We start from the raw sequence: 18,634 nt of genomic DNA on the forward strand, positions 1-18,634 counted from the left end.
AGCGATGATTGAGTTTTTATCCCGATGGAACGAACGACAGGGCCATGCCATGACCGAACCGTTGACATTCGAGCGATTGAAGGACGAGGCGAGGAAAGGGACCATCGACACCGTGCTGGTTTGCATGGTCGATATGCAAGGTCGCCTGATGGGCAAGCGCTTTCATGTCTCGAATTTCATCGAAAGCGCCTATCAAGAGACCCATTGCTGCAACTATCTCCTTGCGACCGATCTGGAAATGGCAACCCCGGAGGGTTATGCCTCGACGAGTTGGCGGGCGGGCTACGGCGATTATGCGATGCGCCCCGACCTCTCGACCCTTCGCCCCATGCCTTGGCTCGAAGGCACGGCGATGGTGCTATGCGATATCCTCGATCATCATACCCACGAACCCGTACCGCATTCGCCGAGGCGGATCCTGAAAGAGCAGGTCGCCCGCATCGAAGCCGCCGGTTACTCGCCGATGATGGCGACGGAACTCGAGTTCTTCCTCTTTCGCAATCCCCTCGACGAGATCCGCCGCTCCGGCTACCGGGATCCGGAGCCGATCAGCGGCTATAACGAGGACTACCATATCCTCCAAACGACCAAGGAAGAGCATGTGATGCGCCCGTTGCGCAATCACCTCCATGCCGCCGGTATCCCGGTCGAGAACTCCAAGGGCGAAGCCGAAGCCGGTCAAGAGGAGTTGAACATACGCTATGCGCCTGCCTTGACTTGCGCCGACCATCACACCATCGCAAAACACGCCACCAAGGAGATCGCCTGGCAGCAAGGGCATGCGGCGACATTCTTGGCCAAATGGCATCATGAACGTGTCGGCAGCGCCGCCCACATCCATACATCCTTGTGGCGAGCCGGGGGCAATGCCTTTCACGACCCTCGCCGAAAATACGCCATGTCCAAGACCATGCGCCATTTCCTTGCCGGAATCATCGCTCATGCGCGTGAATGCACTTGGTTCTTCGCCCCTTATGTCAATTCCTACAAGCGCTTCGCAAAGGGCACCTTCGCCCCCACGAAGACCGCTTGGTCGGTGGATAACCGCACCGCCGGTTTTCGGCTATGCGGAGCGAATACCCCCGGCATAAGGATCGAATGCCGAATTCCCGGAGCGGATTTCAATCCCTATCTCGGACAGGCGGCCCTGCTGGCCGCAGGCCTCGAAGGCATCGAACGCGAACTCGAGCCCTCGCCCCCGGCAACCGGCGATATGTACGATAACCCGGATGTGGCGGATATCCCTCGCACCCTGCAAGAGGCGATCGATGCTCTCGATGGCTCGAAGATGCTGCGCCGCGCGATGGGGGATGATGTCATCGACCACTACCGGCGCTGCGCTCGCTGGGAGCAGGAGGAGTTCGATCGAGTCGTGACCGATTGGGAGGTCGCCCGAGGCTTCGAAAGGGCATGACGAGCGGGGAGGGGGGCAATGACGAGCATGGGGGAGGGATCAATAAGGAAGATAAGGGGGTTGCCTATCGAGCGAGTCCTTCCCCGCAAGAGGTATTTCGCAGGGATGGCTCTCGTTCGAGCCCGAAGGAGGGGCTCGACAAAGGTCATTGACCCCTCGACCTGCATTCGAATTGCGCATCTCAAACGACGCCGGTCAAATGGCGCACTGAGATTCCCATCCCTCATGGATTCTGCGATACGCTTTTTCCGGATCTCGTCCAACAGATCACCTATCGAGCCGATCCCCTCGCTCGCCGAGTGCCCGCTGCAATTGCCGGTGCGATACTCTGACATGGCTCGGCGAGCAAGCCCTTCTTGGCGCGCAAAGAGCGAAAATCGCAACTTGGCGAGCACCGTCAGTCACTTTTTCGATGGATATGGGCATTTTGTCGGCATTTCATCGCTTTATCGTGAGATATCGGCGTCATTTCATCGAATATCGGATACTGATCGGCGTTGTTGAAAGACCCGAAAGACGGAGAAAAAGCCGATTCGTTGGATATTTGACAAAAATATAAAATGTGATATATTGATAAATAGTATTCCTATTTCTATTTTTCATGTCAAGGGTTGAATCTCTCGAAATCTGTCATAAAGGGGCAAAAACGGAAGAATTTCGAGTCGATAAGCCATTATTCGCAGATTTTCGATCACGGACGATTTCACGATATCGCCTCCGAATCATGCCGAAATCGGGTGCGCTCGGAGATCCGAGGGCGATATGCGGGTCTTTCGGCCCAGTTGAGCCGATGGTCGGATTTCGATTCGAAATGCAGGTGCAATCATCATCGACCGGCGAGTTCCCGCCCTTTGCGGGCGGGTCGATATCATCGAATCGATGCCTGCCAGGCTTGCAGTGCCGTCATCGATACCCCGTCATCGACATGTCGATATCGATCATCCGATGACGATTATTCCCCGCTGCGAGCGCTGTTGTTGACCAACACTCCGTCCCCCGAATAGGTCCAAACTTGGGTGCCGATGGTGTGCTCGCTGCGCAAGGCGCAACCCAAACGCCCCTTGCCGGCCCACGACACGCCGGTATGGCGCACGATATCCTCGGCATCGAGCATCTTCGTTCCTCGAGCCGGTCGCATCGGGGAGCGGGCCTTCGAAGACGGATCCTTTTGCGCACCGCAGTCGAAGTAGACGGTGCAGGGGATGTTCTGACGCCCTTGGTGGCCCTCCTCCCCGGATGCGGCCAAGGTGGTGGGGACACCGATCTATTTTCCGAAAGACGCAACATCCGGTGTGTGATCGATCGAAAACTCGTAAGTTTTGTATCCTCTCGATTCGATGGATCGATCGTCCTCGTTCAGGCGGGTCGGTATCGATCGAGATATCGATCAAGCCAGAGTTTTGGAGATCACCTCGTGGCTATCCTTCGAGAGGTCGGGGGATTCGAGGGCGTGCTCGAGTTCTCGGCGGAGGAGGTCGCTGCGGTGATCGTCGAGGTGGCGCCAGCGGCTTGCGGCTTGGAAGAGTCTGGCGGCGACTTGCGGATTGAAGCCGTCGATCTCCAATGCATATCGGCCAAAAAAGCGATATCCCTCGCCGGAGATATCGTGGAAACGATGCTGGTTCGCGTGACAAAAAGCGCCGATCAAAGATCGCACCCGGTTGGGGTTGGTGATGTCGAAGGTGGGGTAGGCCATCAATTCGACTACCCGCTCGAGGGTGTCGGGGCGGCGGCCGGTGGCTTGTATCGAAAACCATTTATCGATGACCAAGGGATCGTTTTTCCATCGATCGTGGAAGGATTCGATCAAGGGATCGCGCGCTTCTCCTTCGGAATCGTTGGCAAGGCATCGAAGGGCGGCCAAGGTATCGGTCATATTGTTCGCGCTTTCGAATTGCCGGATGCAGTCCTTGCGCGTTTTCGGATCGTTCAGCTCCATCAGATAGTCGAGACACAGGTTCTTGAGGCTGCGCCGACCGACGTCGACCCCGACGAAGCGATAGGGTGCTTCGCTGTGGCAGGCTTTGCGAACGCTCGAAAGATCGTCGGCGAGTTGGCAGGCGATCTGCAAGCGAAGACCCTCTCTCACCTCGTGGATGGCATCGATGGCGATGCGCTGTCCCCGATCCGTCATGCGATCGGCGATGCTCGATTCCAAGGGCAGGGTGAGGGCGTCGGCGATCAGCGCCGGATCCATCTTCCGATCCAAAAGCAGGCGACGAAGGGCGTCGATGAAATCGGCGGCCGAGTCCTTTTCTTTCTCCGGCGCTTTTCCCGGGGCGCTGTCTCGGCTTGGATCCTCGATCCTCTCGAGCATCAGACGCATCGCATATTCCTGCGCCGCATCCCAGCGATTGAAAGGGTCGCTCTCGTGGGCGATCAGGAAAACGAGTTCGTCGTCGCTGCGTTCGATCTCGATCTTCACCGGTGCCGAGAACCCGCGCAGGATGGAAGGCACCGCAGGGGAGGGGATATTCGAAAAACGAAACTCCTCGCGCTCGTTTTTGATATCGAGCGTCGCTTCCGACTCCCCGGACAAAGCGGCGGCCTCGCAATGAAGCGGCAAGGGGCGACCGTCCTTTGCAAAAAGGGCGATGCGCAGCGGTAGATGTTGCGGGGATTTTTCCGGCTGCCCCGGGGTTGCAGGGGTGTGCTGATGCACTTCGATGCGATATTCCGAGCGCGCCTCGTCATGACGGGTGCGGATATCGAGGGTCGGGGTTCCGGCTTGGCGATACCAGCGCCGAAATTGCCTCAGATCCGTGCCGGAGGCATCCTCCATCGATCTCACGAAGTCGTCGATGGTGACCGCTTGACCATCGTGTCGTTGAAAATAAAGACGCATCCCGGCTTTGAAGGCCTCTTGGCCGATCAGCGCGTGCATCATGCGGATGACTTCGGCGCCTTTATGGTAGATCGTCAAGGTATAGAAATTGCCGATCTCTTGATATTCATCGGGCTGCACCGGATGCGCCATCGGACCTGCATCCTCGGCGAATTGATGGTTGCGCATGATATGCACATCTTTGATTCTCTTTACCGCTCGGGATGACATATCGGCGGAAAATTCCTGATCTCGAAAAACCGTCAATCCCTCTTTGAGGCTGAGCTGAAACCAGTCTCTACAGGTAACGCGATTGCCGGTCCAGTTATGAAAGTATTCATGGGCGACCACGCTTTCGATGGCCGCGAAATCCCGGTCGGTGGCGGTATCGGGGCGCGCCAAAATATAGTGGGAATTGAAAATATTGAGGCCTTTGTTTTCCATCGCCCCCATATTGAAATCGTCCACGGCGACGATCATGAAAGTATCGAGATCGTATTCCAGATCCCATACTTCCTCGTCCCAGCGCATTGCGCGTTTGAGGGAATCCATCGCATGATCGCAGCGATCGATATTATGCTTTTGTACATAGATGCGAAGCGTGATATCGCGTCCCGATCGGGTCTTGAAACGATCCTCGATACATTCGAGTCGCCCCGCCACCAGCGCGAAGAGGTAACATGGCTTGGGGAAGGGATCTTCCCAGACGGTGAAATGGCGGCCATCATCCAAGGTGCCGCGCTCGACATCGTTTCCGTTCGATAGCAATATCGGATAGCGATTTGCATCCGCGATTAGCCGCGTTCGATAGCGGGCCATGACATCCGGTCGATCCAAGAACCAAGTGATGCGACGAAAGCCCTCGGCCTCGCATTGGGTGCATAGATTGCCCGATGATGCATAAAGTCCTTCGAGGGATTTATTGCTCCCGGGTTGGATTTCCACCGATGTGGCGAGGGTGAAAGTATCGGGGACATCGTGCACGGTCAGCGTTTCTTCTCCGATCGCGATGCGATTGTCGGCAAGGGCTTGCCCATCGAGGTGCACCGACAGGGTTTTCAGCCGCTTTCCGTCGAGCACCAAATCCGCATGGCGAGCGGCAGCGGGATTGCGTCGGATGCTCATCGACGAGTGCACCTGCGTGCATTCATCATCCAAGGCGAAATCGAGCGATACCGTATCGACGAGAAAGGGCGGCGGGGTGTAATCTTCGAGTCTGGTGCCGGTCGCTTTCGCAGGCTCGGCGGAATCGTTGGTCTCGGCGACGAAATCCATGGTCAAGGTCTCTCGGGATGGGGAAATAAAGAACGATGATTATATTGCGGATACCGTTTCTCCTTTCAGCCGGCGCTTCATCGATGAGCGAGGCGCCGGGTGGGCGGATGTCGTACGCTTTGCGTTGCGCAGCGTGCCGGGCTTTCGACCCTTTTTCGATGCGATTGAACGTCGATGCCTCGTAAAGCGATCCGACCCGCCGCCGACTCGTCGGTGCCATCGCCCGTGCCATCATCGACGCCGTCGAAATCGCAACGCAAGCGAGATGCGCATCGCTCGCAGGCCTTGGGCGAGGCGCTGATCGACCTTTCGGCGGCGAATCTTGCGCGCCTGCCGCTATGGCCGGCGCTCAAGGCGGCGATCGCCGATGCCCAAGGTCTGGTGCGCATCGCCCGTCGGCGGCAGATTCGCTATATCGGTCGTTTGCTGCGGGAGGGGGATGAGGAATCGGTGGCCCAAGCCTTGGAGGAGGTGCGCAATCCCGGCTGGCGGGAAAGAGCGCGCCATCTTCGCCTCGAGCGCTTGCTCCAAGCGCTGCTCGAGGGCGACGAAGCCCTCTCGGATCTGCATGAGCGCAGCCAGGATATCGATATGCAGCATCTACGACAGCTGATCCTCGCCGCTCGCCGGGAGCGAAAAGCCGAAGCGGCCGGACAAGAAGAGATCGGGCAGGATGTGGAACAGGGTGTCGAACAGGAAGTCGAACAAGAAGTCGCCGCTCGAAAGGGAGGTGATAAACATCGAAGACGGCTCTTTCGCTTTCTCGTGCGATCCGGCTTGGAGACCTGACCCAAACTGGTGACTTGGATCAAACGGCCATGATAGATCGATGAGATGATCGATAGAGCGATGCTTTCGAGTCGGTTGTCGATATCTGCCGGCTATCGTTCATATAACGGATTTATATGGAGAGATTCGATAGCGAATTCTTATACTTTTACAGGGATCGTTCGAACAAGCCGATCCTGTCGATCCATCGGCCGGAGAGTATGAATATCGACGCTCGTCGGCGGCGATCTAAGCGAGTGGATGAGACGCTCGATGTCGAAAAGATCGTATCAAAGATCGTATCTCTTTACAGGTGTCGTCATGGATAGTTTCATATCGATTTGCCACAAGGGAATCGGGTGGGCAAGGCAAGCCCTTTATCGGGAGCTTTACGAACGAGGGAGCATGGAAAAAGGTGGCGAACATTTGTTATCGAATCGGATTCGCCGACGAGGATCGGCAGCGCTCGGCGTGGGTTTACGATGCTGCCTTCGGCGAAAAGATAGCGGTCGCGATCCCCGACAAGGCGCAACGGCTCGCCGTGCTGGCCGAGGGCTTCGACCCTTCTCGGGCGATCGCCGCCATGTATCGAGGCCGGGTCGTCGGGTTGGCGGGCTTCCATCACCGTGGAGGATCCTTAACGAGCGGTATCACCGTGTCGATCCTTCGTCGTCATCTGGGTTGGATCGGGATGCTTAGGGCGATCTCGGTCTTCGCCTTTTTCGAGCGCAAACCGAACCCCCGGGAATTGCTGATGGACGGCATTGCGGTCGATCCCGCCATGCAAGGGCAGGGAATCGGCACCGGGTTGCTCGAAGAGCTATCCGCCTACGCCGAAACCCGAGGCTATGGAACTATCCGGCTCGATGTCGTCGATGCCAACGAAGGAGCCTACCGGCTTTATCGGCGCCAAGGCTTCGTCGTTATCAAGAGGGTGGATCTTGCATGGCTTGCAAGCATCCTTGGTTTTTCCGGATTGTCGACGATGCAAAAAGACATCCGACGATCGATGAAAGGTACGCAGAATATTTGAAGTCTTGTCAATCCCTCGGGGTAGGTCCTTTGGAATAACGATGCCGATGGATGGATACCCGCCCTCGTCGGTTGGCGGATCGAGCGGCTTGAACGGCGATGTGCGTTCGACGAGCAATCCTTTCATACTCTGTTTAGAATATCGGCGATCTTGCGCATCCTCGGCTCGGGATATTCGCGCGGGGGATCTCGTATAACCATCCGACAATCGAAAAAACAAGCGAGGGTTTCGGCGGCGAGGATTCGTCGACGGGCTCGTTCGAACTCGATCCGGTTCGATTCGATCCGATTCGATCCAATCCGGTTCGATGAATGGATAAGGAGGAAAAACCATGGGTTTGGCAATCGTCGGCGCCAAGGTTTGGGATGCGGATGTGGAGCGGCCTTTCGATGCGACGGTGGTCGTCGAGGGCGATTCCATCGAAGCGATTCATAAAGGCAAGTCGACACCGAACGAGTTGCCGCCGGATCGTATCGACGGTACCGGAATGACCTTGATGCCGGGCATGGTGGAAGGCCATTGCCATCCCAGCTTCACCGGCATCGTCAGCCCACCGGATCTGGGGGCGATCGGCCCCGAAGAGCATGCACTGCTTTATGCGCGCAATCTGAAACTGTTGCTCGATCACGGATTCACTTCGATCTTCGAAGCCGCCTCCGCCAAGCCTCTGCTCGGGGTCGCCGCGCGAAACGCCGTCGACTCCGGGATCATCGTCGGTCCTCGCATCCGCGCTGCAAGCCCCGAGATCACCGTGACCGCAGGCTTGGGGGACGAGCGAAAACGACATCTTTATCAGGAGAGTTTCGGTCTTGTCGCCGATGGCGTCTCGGAAATGCGTCGGGTGGCTCGAGAATGCGTTCGCGACGGCGTCGACAATCTCAAGATCAATATCTCCGGAGATGAATTCGTGGCCCATGCCCGCGCCGAGATCACCCCGATCGAGGATGACGAGCTAGAGGCCTTCGTTCAGGTCGCTCGGCGTTTCGGCAAGACCTCCGTGGCCCATGCCCGCTCGTCTCAAAGCGTGAAGATGGCGGTGAAATACGGCATCGATTGCATCTACCACTGCGATTTCGCCGACGAGGAGGCATTGGATATGCTCGAGAGTGCGAAGCAAACCTGCTTCGTCGGCCCCGCCTTCGGCTTGGTGCATAACTGCGTCAAAGAAGGAGAGGCCTACGGGATGTCGAAGGCGGATGTGGAGGCTTTTCACTTACCGCGCAAATTCGATGCCTGCGTTGCGACCTATCAAGAGATCCGCAAGCGCGGTCTGCGGGTGGTGATCGGGGGGGACTACGGTTTCGCCCTCACTCCCATGGGGCAAAATGCGCGCGATATCGAGCATTTCGTCAACTATTTCGGCTATTCGCCTACTGAGGCCTTGCGTTGCGCTACGTCGGTGGGTGCGGAATTGATGGGCATGGCGGATCGGATCGGTCGCATCGAGGTCGGCTATCTTGCGGATCTATTGCTGATCGACGGCGATCCGACGGTGGATGTCGGCCTCTTGCAACACCCCGACAAGATCGTCATGGTCATGAAAGACGGTGTTCGCTACAAAGACCCTCGCGCCCCCGGGCAATCCATGCTCGGGATCGTTCCCTCCTGACTCGTCGTTCGGGTCTTGGCTTGCCGTTGTCGGCGAGTTTTGTTAATCTTCGCTCCCGTCCGAGAGGTCGGTTCGCGACCTTCCAAGGCGGGTTCTTATAAAGATGTCACGTTTCATCTTCATCACCGGCGGCGTCGTTTCATCACTCGGCAAGGGGATCGCCTCGGCTTCTCTTGCCGCCATCTTGGAGGCGCGAGGGCTTCGCATCACCCTCGTCAAGCTCGATCCCTATATCAACGTCGACCCCGGGACGATGAATCCTCTCCAACACGGCGAGGTATTCGTTACCGAGGACGGAGCGGAGACCGACCTCGATCTCGGTCATTACGAGCGTTTCATTCGTCCGCGCATGAGCCGGGGAAATAACTTCACCACCGGCCAGATTTACTGGAACGTGCTGCGCAAGGAGCGGCGGGGCGAGTATTTGGGCAATACCGTGCAGGTGATCCCGCATATCACCGACGAGATCAAGGCCTGCATTCGGCAAGGGGCGGGGGATTCGCAGGTCTGTCTGGTCGAGATCGGGGGGACGGTGGGCGATATCGAATCCCTGCCGTTCTTGGAGGCGATTCGCCAGATGCGGATCGAACTCGGCGAGCGGCAATCGCTCTTCATCCACCTCACCCTCGTTCCTTGGGTCGATGCCGCCGGCGAACTCAAGACCAAACCCACCCAGCATTCGGTCAAGGAGCTGCGCTCGATCGGCATCCAGCCGGATATTCTTCTTTGTCGTTCCGTCCAACCCTTGCCGGAGGCGGAGCGCGGCAAGATCGCCCTGTTCACCAATGTCTCGGAGCGGGCGGTGATCAACTGCGTCGACGCCGACAGTATCTATCGCATTCCTCGCATGCTGCACGAGCAAGGGCTCGACGATCTGGTGGCGGGACAGTTCGGGCTCGAGACCGCAGCGAGCGATCTCACCGAATGGGATGCGGTGGTGGCGGGGCTGGAAAATACGAAACGACAGGTACGCATCGCCTTGGTGGGGAAGTACACGGATCTTCCCGAATCCTATAAATCGCTCAGCGAGGCTTTGATTCACGCCGGCATTCATACCGGCACTCGGGTGGATATCCGCTATGTGAATTCCGAGCGCGTCGGGCGAAAAGGAACGGATTGTCTGGCGGGGATGGATGCGATTTTGGTGCCCGGCGGTTTCGGTGAGCGCGGGATCGAGGGCATGATCCTCGCCGCCCGCTACGCTCGAGAGAACGATCTGCCTTATCTGGGGATCTGCCTCGGGATGCAGGTGGCGGTGATCGAATACGCCCGCCACCGGGCGGGGCTCGAAGGCGCCAACAGCACCGAGTTCGACCCCGATACCGAATATCCGGTGATCGCGCTGGTCACCGAATGGACGGGGAAAGACGGCACGGTCGAGCGCCGGGACGGGGAATCGGATCTCGGAGGGACGATGCGCTTGGGTTCGCAGCGGGTGCGGCTGCGGCGCAAATCGAGGATTCGCTCCCTCTACGAGCAGGATATCATCAGCGAACGCCATCGCCACCGTTATGAGTTCAACAATACCTATATGGATCTCCTGCAGGATGCGGGATTGAGGATTGCGGGCAAAACCACCGACGGCACCCTCGTGGAGGTGGTCGAGCTGCCGGATCATCCGTGGTTCATCGGCTGTCAGTTCCACCCCGAATTTCGATCCACCCCGAGAGACGGTCATCCGCTCTTTCGCGGCTTCGTCGAGGCTGCGAACGTTTATCGAGCCGCTCGCAGCGCTCATGTCGAGAAAGATCCGGGCGACGGGCGAGGTATCGCCAAGACGCCATCCGAAGCCGAAGAGAAGTCGAGCGCCGGCGCCCACAGAAGCCCGCCGAAGCCCAAGCCAAAGCCAAAGATGCGATCGATGACCCCTAAGCGGCGAACGAGTTCGGATCGATGAACGATCGCCTCGTCGATATCGGTCCCTTCGAGGTCGGCAACGATCGAAGGATCTTCCTGATCGCCGGGCCTTGCGTGATCGAATCGGAATCCTTGGCCTTGGAAAGCGCTGCGACCTTGGCCCGTATCGCCGAGCGTCAAGGCATCGATCTCGTCTATAAATCCTCATTCGACAAGGCCAATCGCAGTTCGCACGAGAGTTTCCGTGGTTTGGGAATCGAAGCCGGGCTTCGGATCCTCGAGCGGGTGAGAACCGAGATGGGATTGCCGGTGATCACCGATGTCCACGAAGATACCCCGCTCGACGAGGTGGCGGCGGTGGTCGATGTGCTCCAGACCCCGGCTTTTCTATGTCGTCAGACCGATTTCATCCAGCGCACCGCCCGCTGTAACAAGCCGGTCAATATCAAGAAGGGTCAGTTTCTTGCACCCTCGGATATGCAGCAGGTGGTGGCCAAGGCCAAGGCGGTCGGCAACGGGCGAATCATGGTCTGCGAGCGTGGGGTCTGTTTCGGCTATAACTACCTGATCTCCGATATGCGGGCGTTGGCGGTGATGCGAGATACCGGCTGCCCGGTGATTTTCGATGCCACCCATTCGGTGCAGATGCCCGGCGGCGAGGGAACGCGCTCCGGGGGGCAGCGCGAATTCGTGCCCTTGTTGGCGCGCGCTGCGGTCGCCGCCGGAGTGGCCGGTCTCTTCATGGAAACCCACCCCGATCCCGATCGCGCCTTGAGCGACGGCCCCAACGCTTGGCCCTTGGATCGGATGGAAGCCTTGCTCGAATCCTTGATCGCCATCGACGAGGTGGTCAAATCCCGCTCTCGGCCCGAGGATGATTTGCGCCCTCGAAGGCTGCAGGCAGAAGGCTGCCGGTGATATGGCCGTGATTTTTTTCATCGAGATACTTGCATCCCGGACTGATTGTTTCTCGGATGCTTTTTCTTGAATGTCCTTTTCGAACCATCGATTCCGCCCGAGTCGGGAATGGGGCGTTCTCGTCGCTGCATTTCAAAATTCCCTTTCAAAGGAGTCCTTGTCAAAGTGAGCATCATCCGTGATATCGTGGCGCGCGAGATTCTCGATTCGCGCGGTCATCCCGCCTTGGAAGCCGACGTGCTCGTGCAAGATGCCGCCGGCGTCGAATTTCGCGGTCGGGCGGCGGTGCCTTCCGGCGCCTCCACCGGTCGGCGAGAGGCGTTGGAGTTGCGAGACGGGGATCCGGCGCGTTATCAAAAGCGAGGACTGCTGAAAGCGGTTGCCAATATCCGCGAAACGATCCTCCCGGCCCTTGGTGGCATGGATGTTTTCGATCAGGCGCTGATCGACGAGCGGATGTGCGAGATCGACGGCAGTCCCAATAAGAGCGTTCTCGGCGCCAATGCGATCCTTGCGGTCTCCCTTGCTTGCGCAAAAGCTGCGGCCGAAGTCGAGGGCCTGCCCCTTTATCGCTCGCTTGCGCGCCATGGATCGGATGATCGATCGCCTGAATCCCGGGGCGATAGCGAAGGCGATAGCGAATCTGCGGGCACCGCCTCGAATCCCAAGACGATGCCGGTGCCGATGATGAATGTCCTCAACGGCGGCGCCCACGCCGACAACCCTCTCGATATTCAAGAGTTCATGATCGTGCCCGTGGCCGCTGCCGATCTGCGAGAAGCGGTTCGTTGCGGGGCGGAGGTTTTTCAAACGCTCAAAGCGGCTTTGACGCAGCGCGGTCTGACCACCGCCGTCGGGGACGAGGGTGGCTTTGCGCCGGCGCTCGCATCCTCTCAAGAGGCGATCGAGCTGATCCTCGAAGCCATCGAGCAAGCGGGGTACGCCGCCGGGAGCGATGTCCATCTGGCATTGGATGTCGCCGCCTCCGAGTTCTACGAGGAGGGGCGTTACCACCTTCGAGGCGAGGGTCGAATCCTCGACGCCGGGGAATTCGCCGCTTGGCTCGAAAATCTGGCGAAAAACTATCCGATCGTCTCGATCGAGGACGGCATGGCCGAGGATGACAAGGAGGGTTGGGGAATTCTTTCGAATCGCTTGGGGGATCGGATTCAGTTGGTCGGAGACGATCTTTTCGTCACCTGTCCCGCCACCATCGCTCGGGGGATTGAAGAGGGCATCGCCAATTCGGTCCTGATCAAGCTCAATCAGATCGGGACGTTGAGCGAGACCTTGAAGGCCATCGAGACCGCTCGTTCGGGGGGCTACACGGTGATCATCTCGCATCGCTCGGGGGAGACCGAGGATACCGTCATCGCCGACCTTGCCGTGGCCACCGCCGCCGGGCAGATCAAGACCGGATCGCTTTCCCGCTCGGATCGGGTGGCGAAATACAATCGCCTCATTCGTATCGAAGAGGATCTTGCGAAAGCCGAAGGCGCGTACTATCCCCGCATGGCGGCATTCGCCCCTCGGGGGGCGCTTGAAATGCGCTGAACGATACGGATATTTCAAATCTTGCCGATGCCGGTTTTGCAAAAAAAGGGCTTTGGGGGATCCATCACCGATGTCGATGTTTCTTTTTCGGACGATCATCGTTGCCTTGCTGGCATTGACCGGGGCGTTGCAGTATCGCCTGTGGGTTGCCGATGACGGAATGCGCGAGCTGCATCGCCTCGAACTTGCGCTTGCCCAAGGGGAAGAGGAGAACGACAGGCTCGATGAGCGCAATCGGCGGCTTTCGGTCGAGGTCCACGAGCTCAAAGAAGGATCCGATGCGGTGGAAGAGCGGGCCCGCCACGATTTCGGGATGATCCGTCGAGGCGAGATCTTCTATCGAATCGTGGATGAGTGATCCTTCGAAAAGGCCGAGCGTGTCCGGGGCGGCGCAGCGAGTTTGGGCGATCGTTCCGGCGGCGGGGAGCGGGGATCGCTTCGGGGGAGAAAAGCGCAAGCAGTATCTTCCTCTGGCCGGTCGGCCGGTCATCGCCTGGGTTCTCTCCCGCCTGCTCGAAACCCCCGGCCTTGCAGGAATCGCGGTGGCCACCGCCGCTTGCGATCCCGATTTCGAAGCGATGGCGCAATCCATCGAACCACCGACGGCGGGGCGGTTGATGCGGGTCGATGGAGGAGCGGAGCGGGCGCATTCGGTGATGGCGGCGTTGGAGCGTCTTCGCTCCCTCGGCGCCCCCGACGATCCGGTGATGGTGCACGATGCGGTGCGCCCTTGCGTGTCCTTGGGCGATATCGAGCGCGTGGTGGAAGCCGCCCGAAACCATCCGAGCGGTGCGGTGCTCGCCGAGCCGGTGCGCGATACCCTCAAGCGAAGCGCACTTCCCCATCGAAAGACCAAGAGCTTGACTCGGGCGTCGAGGATAGAGGCCACGGTGGATCGAAGCCGGCTATGGTGCGCACTGACCCCGCAGGTCTTTCCCATGGATGCCTTGTACCGCGCTTACCATCGGGCCTTGGCGGCGGGGAAGGAGATCAATGACGAAGCGACGGCGATGGAACTCGCCGGAGCGAATCCGTTACTGGTTCGGGCTCTGGCTCCGAACCCCAAGATCACATGGCCCGATGATCTCGCCCTTTGCGCCGCGCTGCTGCAAGCATCGAAGACGAGCCCTTCTTAAGTGAGTGAGAGCGAAAAGCCTCGAGCGAATCCGCCGTCTCCCTATTCGATCCTTGCCATTCGATCTTCGTCATTCGATTCTCGTCATTCGAACATCTCCATTCGACCTTGCGCGCCATGCAATCGACCACTGCCATTCGAATCGGCCACGGCTACGATGCCCATCGCTTCTCGGCGCAGACCGACCTCACCCTCGGCGGCGTGGCCATCGAATTCGATCGAGGATTGGCTGCGCATTCCGATGGCGATGTCCTGATCCATGCCCTATGCGATGCCTTGCTCGGGGCGGCGGGACAAGGCGATATCGGTCGGCATTTTCCCGATAGCGATAGTCGGTTCGAAAATATCGACAGCCGGATCTTGCTGCGCCGGACGGTCGCCATGCTGAGCGATCTCGGGTGGGAGGCGGCCAATGTCGATGCCACATTGATCGCCCAAGTGCCCAGGTTATCGCCTTATTTGCCAAAGATGCGTCGCCGGCTCGCAGCGGATCTGGGGATCTCGGAATCCGCCCTCAATATCAAGGCCACGACCACTGAGGGAATGGGTTTTGCCGGGAGGGAAGAGGGGATCGCAGCGCATGCGGTGGTCCTGATCCGGGCTCGTTCTTGAGTGTCGATTCCCATCGATCGTTCCTCTCGATCCGCAGGTCTTGATTCCCCGTTCCCTCGCCCACCGAAAGAGGCGATGCGAAAGATGCAATCCCTCATGCCGAGCACCGACCCCTCGTTTTCTTTCGGGCGATCGATCGCGGGCGAACCGCCCCCGGCAAGGGCTCGGCTATCCGACGATGCGCAGGATTTTCGGGTCGTCGAGATCCCGAAATTCACAGCGCAAGGAAGCGGATCCCATGCGTGGTTGAAGATCGAAAAGCGTCGCCTCGATACCATCGAGGTCGCCGATGCGCTGGCCCGATTGGCGGGGGTGCCCCCTTCGGCGGTCGGATTTGCGGGCATGAAAGATCGGGTGTCGGTGGCGACGCAGTGGTTCAGCGTAGACCTTGCCAATCGTCCCCATCCGGCGTGGGAGCGGCTGCAATCGGATGCCTTGTCGGTACTGGAGGCGACATCGCATTCGCGCAAACTCCGGCGGGGAGCCTTGCTCGGCAATCGCTTCGAGATCGTGCTGCGCAAGGTTCTCATCGAAAACGAGGATCGCTTTCAGCGGCGCTTGGAAGGGTTGCGGCAACGGGGGATGGCGAACTATTTCGGCGCTCAGCGCTTCGGAATCGATGGATCCAATCTGCGCTTGGCCGAAGATCTGCTGATCCGCCGTCGGCGCATCAAAGATCGCTTCCGGCGTTCCCTTGCCCTATCCGCCGCCCGGTCCTTCGTTTTCAATCGGGTGCTTGCAGCGCGCACCGAGGGTGCCGATGATCTGCTGCCCGGGGATGTGATGATGCTCGAAGGGCGAAAAAGCGTTTTCTCGGCGCCGGAGATCGACGAATCGATGATCGAGCGCTTTTCAGCCGGAGAGATCCATCCCACCGGTCCTTTATGGGGAAGGGGGCGGCGGCTTGTCCAAGGCAAGGCCCTAAAAGTCGAGGATCGCATCGTCGCCGATTCTTGGGCCCTTTGCCGAGGCTTGGAGCGAGAGCGGGTCGATCAGGCTCGCCGGGCTTTGCGGGTCTTCGCCCGGAATCTCGAAGTGCGTTTGGAAGGCGATCGGGCGCATCTTTCTTTCGATTTGCCTCCGGGTAGTTATGCCACCGTCCTCATCGGGTCCCTTTTCGCTCTCGAAGCCTTTAGAGGCCGAAAGGTGCAAGGCCCCGGCCATCTTTGATCGGATCCCCGGCGATATAAGAGCGCCATGGCGCCGATCGTCGCTTGCAGGCCGGAACCTGTGGATAATCGACGTTCGAGCCTGTCTTTGCGATGCGCTCTCGGAACGGCGCTCTCGGGCCGAACGCTTTGTCAACCTCCAAGGTGAAGATCATTGAACGAATCGCCGACCATCGAAGACGTGCGGATCGCCGCCTCTCGTCTTTCGGCCAAAGCCCATCGAACCCCGGTGCTCGATTGTCGCAGCGTCGATGCGTGGGTAGGGGCCAAGGTGCATTTCAAATGCGAGAATTTTCAAAAGGGCGGGGCCTTCAAGTTTCGAGGAGCGCTCAATGCGATATTGGGTCTCGATCGACAAGCCTTGGCCCGCGGTGTCGTCACCCATTCATCGGGGAATCACGGGGCCGCGGTGGCCCTGGCTGCGGGAATGGCAAGGACCGACGCCAAGGTCGTCATGCCCGCCAACGCCAATCGAGCCAAGCGCGCGGCGGTACAGGCTTATGGGGCGAAGGTGATCGAATGCGCCCCGACCCAGGCGGCCCGGGAGGAGGCCATCGCCCGCATGGTCGAGGACGAGGGGCGCATTGTGGTGCATCCCTACGACGATGCCAAGGTCGTCGCCGGGCAGGCCACCGCGACCTTGGAGTTCATGGAGCAGGTGCCGAATCTGGATCGATTGGTGGCCCCGGTCGGAGGCGGTGGATTATTGGCGGGGACGGCGCTTGCGGCCTCGATTGCAAGCCCGCGGATATCGGTTTGGGGGGCGGAGCCGGAGCAGGCCGACGATGCCGCTCGATCCTTCGCCGCCGGCAGACGGATCGTCGATCCTTCGGCTTCGGTATCGACCGTCGCCGACGGGCTGCGCGCCGGGATCGGCGAGATCCCCTTTTCGATCATCCACGATCGGGTCGATGAGATCGTGACCGTCTCCGAAGCGGCGATCATCGAGGCCATGCGCTTTTTATGGGAGCGGATGAAGATCGTCGTCGAGCCCTCGAGTGCGGTGGCTCTGGCCGCGCTGTCGGCGCGCCGGGATGACTTGCGCGGCCGATGCATCGGGGTGATCTTGAGCGGGGGCAATGTCGATCTCGATGCCCTGCCATGGTCGCCATCGGCGCCATCGATGTCTTGATCCCCCGCCCGCCCCTTACCAAGTCGAAAGAGCGATTCGAGGCGAATAATGAACCGCGACCGCATTCATTTTCTCTTCCTCAATATCGGGCATTTCCTCGATCATTTTTTCATGTTGATCTTCGCAACCGTCGCCGCCTTGCGCCTTTCCCGAGAGTGGGGGATGGAGTATTCGGAGTTGATTCCCTTGGCGACCCCGGGTTTCGCCGCCTTCGGCCTGGCCTCGATACCGGTGGGCTGGATCGCGGATAAGTGGAGCCGGGAAGGGATGATGGTGATCTTTTTCGTCGGCATCGGGGCGAGCTCGATCGCCACCGCCTTGGCCCAAACTCCCTTGCAGATCGCCGGCGGGCTTTTCGCTATCGGGGTCTTCGCCGCGATCTACCATCCGGTGGGGTTGGCGATGGTGGTGCAAGGGCGCCGGCATACCGGGATCCCGCTTGCGATCAACGGCGTGTTCGGCAATCTCGGGGTGGCGTGCGCGGCGCTGATCACCGGATTTCTCATCGACAATGCCGGCTGGCGCAGCGCTTTCGTCGTGCCCGGGATCATCACCATCGCCATCGGAGTCGCCTACGGGATCTTTTTGCGCAAGCCCAAGCAAGACCGATCCGATCTCCGAGAGGGCATTTCCAAGCCCGCCGCCCAAGCCGAGTCCATTGCCATCGACCCCAAGACCTTGGTGCGGGTCTTTGCGATCATCGTTTTCACCACCGCCATCGGCGGTCTCAACTATCAAAGCGGCACCTTCGCCCTGCCCGAAATCCTCGAAGAGAGGCTCGAAGGCTTCGTCGCCTCCGCCACCGAGATCGGAACCTACGCCTTCGTGATTTTCGCCGTGGCCTCCTTCGCCCAGCTGGTGATCGGTTATCTCTTGGATCGCCACTCCGTGCGTACCATCTTCGCCTTCGTGGCCGCCACCCAAGCCCTCTTTCTTTTGCTGATGATCAATCTCACCGGCCCGATGGCGTTGCTCGTGTCGACCGCCTTCATGTTGGCGGTCTTCGGGCAAATCCCGATCAACGATGTTTTGATCGGACGTATCGCTCGCAGCGAGTGGCGAAGCCGGGCCTACTCGATTCGCTATATCGTGAATTTCTCGGTGATGGCCACGACCCTGCCGCTGATCGCTTGGATCCATGCCACCAAGGGCTTCGGCACCCTTTTTGCGGTGATGTCGATCGCCGCCGGCATGATCTTCATCGCGGTATTGTTGCTGCCGAACAAGGGGAGAATCGTCCTCCCCGCACAATCGTCAGTCTCGCCCGAAGCGCGCGAGTCCCACACCCCTCGCGCGACTTGAAGCCTTTCGAAAGGGAATTATATCGAATAGTG

General features: G+C 59.3%; 15 protein-coding genes. 13 read left to right on the forward strand and 2 right to left on the reverse strand.

Annotation, left to right across the window (positions count from 1 at the left end):
- The first annotated feature begins 49 nt into the window (after positions 1 to 49).
- Positions 50 to 1,414: a glutamine synthetase family protein gene (locus BF99_RS0110205; protein WP_025770784.1), complete on the forward strand. Its 1,365-nt coding sequence runs from the start codon at positions 50 to 52 to the stop codon at positions 1,412 to 1,414.
- Between the two features lie 952 nt (positions 1,415 to 2,366).
- Here BF99_RS0110205 and BF99_RS0110225 read toward each other — a convergent pair.
- Complete coding sequence (locus BF99_RS0110225; protein WP_025770785.1) at positions 2,367 to 2,660, reverse strand: hypothetical protein; 294 nt, start codon at positions 2,658 to 2,660, stop codon at positions 2,367 to 2,369.
- Positions 2,661 to 2,801: 141 nt separating this feature from the next.
- Positions 2,802 to 5,513 (reverse strand): aminopeptidase N, encoded by a 2,712-nt coding sequence (gene pepN, locus BF99_RS0110230; protein WP_025770786.1) that lies wholly within the window; start codon positions 5,511 to 5,513, stop codon positions 2,802 to 2,804.
- 174 nt (positions 5,514 to 5,687) lie between these two features.
- Here pepN and yjgA point away from each other — a divergent pair, with 174 nt between their 5' ends.
- The 12 genes from yjgA (at position 5,688) to BF99_RS0110310 (ending at position 18,602) form a co-directional block, all read left to right on the forward strand.
- Positions 5,688 to 6,302, forward strand: coding sequence for a ribosome biogenesis factor YjgA (gene yjgA, locus BF99_RS20700; RefSeq protein WP_025770787.1), 615 nt, complete (start codon positions 5,688 to 5,690; stop codon positions 6,300 to 6,302).
- A 394-nt stretch (positions 6,303 to 6,696) separates the two neighbouring features.
- Positions 6,697 to 7,314 (forward strand): GNAT family N-acetyltransferase, encoded by a 618-nt coding sequence (locus BF99_RS0110250; protein WP_025770789.1) that lies wholly within the window; start codon positions 6,697 to 6,699, stop codon positions 7,312 to 7,314.
- Positions 7,315 to 7,645: 331 nt separating this feature from the next.
- Entirely contained in the window at positions 7,646 to 8,923 is a 1,278-nt protein-coding gene (locus BF99_RS0110260) for a metal-dependent hydrolase family protein (RefSeq protein ID WP_025770790.1), read from the forward strand.
- A 103-nt stretch (positions 8,924 to 9,026) separates the two neighbouring features.
- Positions 9,027 to 10,820: a CTP synthase gene (locus tag BF99_RS0110265; protein WP_025770791.1), complete on the forward strand. Its 1,794-nt coding sequence runs from the start codon at positions 9,027 to 9,029 to the stop codon at positions 10,818 to 10,820.
- Positions 10,817 to 11,698: a 3-deoxy-8-phosphooctulonate synthase gene (kdsA, locus tag BF99_RS0110270; RefSeq protein WP_025770792.1), complete on the forward strand. Its 882-nt coding sequence runs from the start codon at positions 10,817 to 10,819 to the stop codon at positions 11,696 to 11,698. Before BF99_RS0110265 ends, kdsA begins: the two co-directional genes overlap by 4 nt.
- Positions 11,699 to 11,863: 165 nt before the next feature.
- On the forward strand, positions 11,864 to 13,252 hold the full coding sequence (eno, locus tag BF99_RS0110275) for a phosphopyruvate hydratase (protein WP_025770793.1): 1,389 nt from the start codon (positions 11,864 to 11,866) through the stop codon (positions 13,250 to 13,252).
- Between the two features lie 70 nt (positions 13,253 to 13,322).
- Positions 13,323 to 13,610 carry a septum formation initiator family protein gene (locus BF99_RS0110280; RefSeq protein ID WP_025770794.1) on the forward strand — a complete coding sequence of 96 codons (288 nt, stop codon included), beginning with the start codon at positions 13,323 to 13,325 and terminating at the stop codon, positions 13,608 to 13,610.
- A complete protein-coding gene (gene ispD, locus BF99_RS0110285; RefSeq protein ID WP_025770795.1) occupies positions 13,603 to 14,388 on the forward strand; it encodes a 2-C-methyl-D-erythritol 4-phosphate cytidylyltransferase in 786 nt (261 codons plus the stop codon). The genes BF99_RS0110280 and ispD overlap by 8 nt, the downstream gene beginning before the upstream one ends.
- Positions 14,389 to 14,522: 134 nt before the next feature.
- Positions 14,523 to 14,999 carry a 2-C-methyl-D-erythritol 2,4-cyclodiphosphate synthase gene (gene ispF / locus BF99_RS0110290; protein ID WP_025770796.1) on the forward strand — a complete coding sequence of 159 codons (477 nt, stop codon included), beginning with the start codon at positions 14,523 to 14,525 and terminating at the stop codon, positions 14,997 to 14,999.
- An 84-nt stretch (positions 15,000 to 15,083) separates the two neighbouring features.
- Positions 15,084 to 16,169 carry a tRNA pseudouridine(13) synthase TruD gene (gene truD, locus BF99_RS0110295; protein ID WP_197019103.1) on the forward strand — a complete coding sequence of 362 codons (1,086 nt, stop codon included), beginning with the start codon at positions 15,084 to 15,086 and terminating at the stop codon, positions 16,167 to 16,169.
- A gap of 153 nt (positions 16,170 to 16,322) precedes the next feature.
- Positions 16,323 to 17,300, forward strand: coding sequence for a pyridoxal-phosphate dependent enzyme (locus tag BF99_RS0110305; protein WP_025770799.1), 978 nt, complete (start codon positions 16,323 to 16,325; stop codon positions 17,298 to 17,300).
- A 48-nt stretch (positions 17,301 to 17,348) separates the two neighbouring features.
- Positions 17,349 to 18,602, forward strand: coding sequence for an MFS transporter (locus BF99_RS0110310; RefSeq protein WP_025770800.1), 1,254 nt, complete (start codon positions 17,349 to 17,351; stop codon positions 18,600 to 18,602).
- Positions 18,603 to 18,634 lie beyond the last annotated feature (32 nt).

The sequence above is a fragment of the Thioalkalivibrio sp. HK1 genome, from assembly GCA_000583135.1.
Taxonomy (GTDB): domain Bacteria; phylum Pseudomonadota; class Gammaproteobacteria; order HK1; family HK1; genus HK1.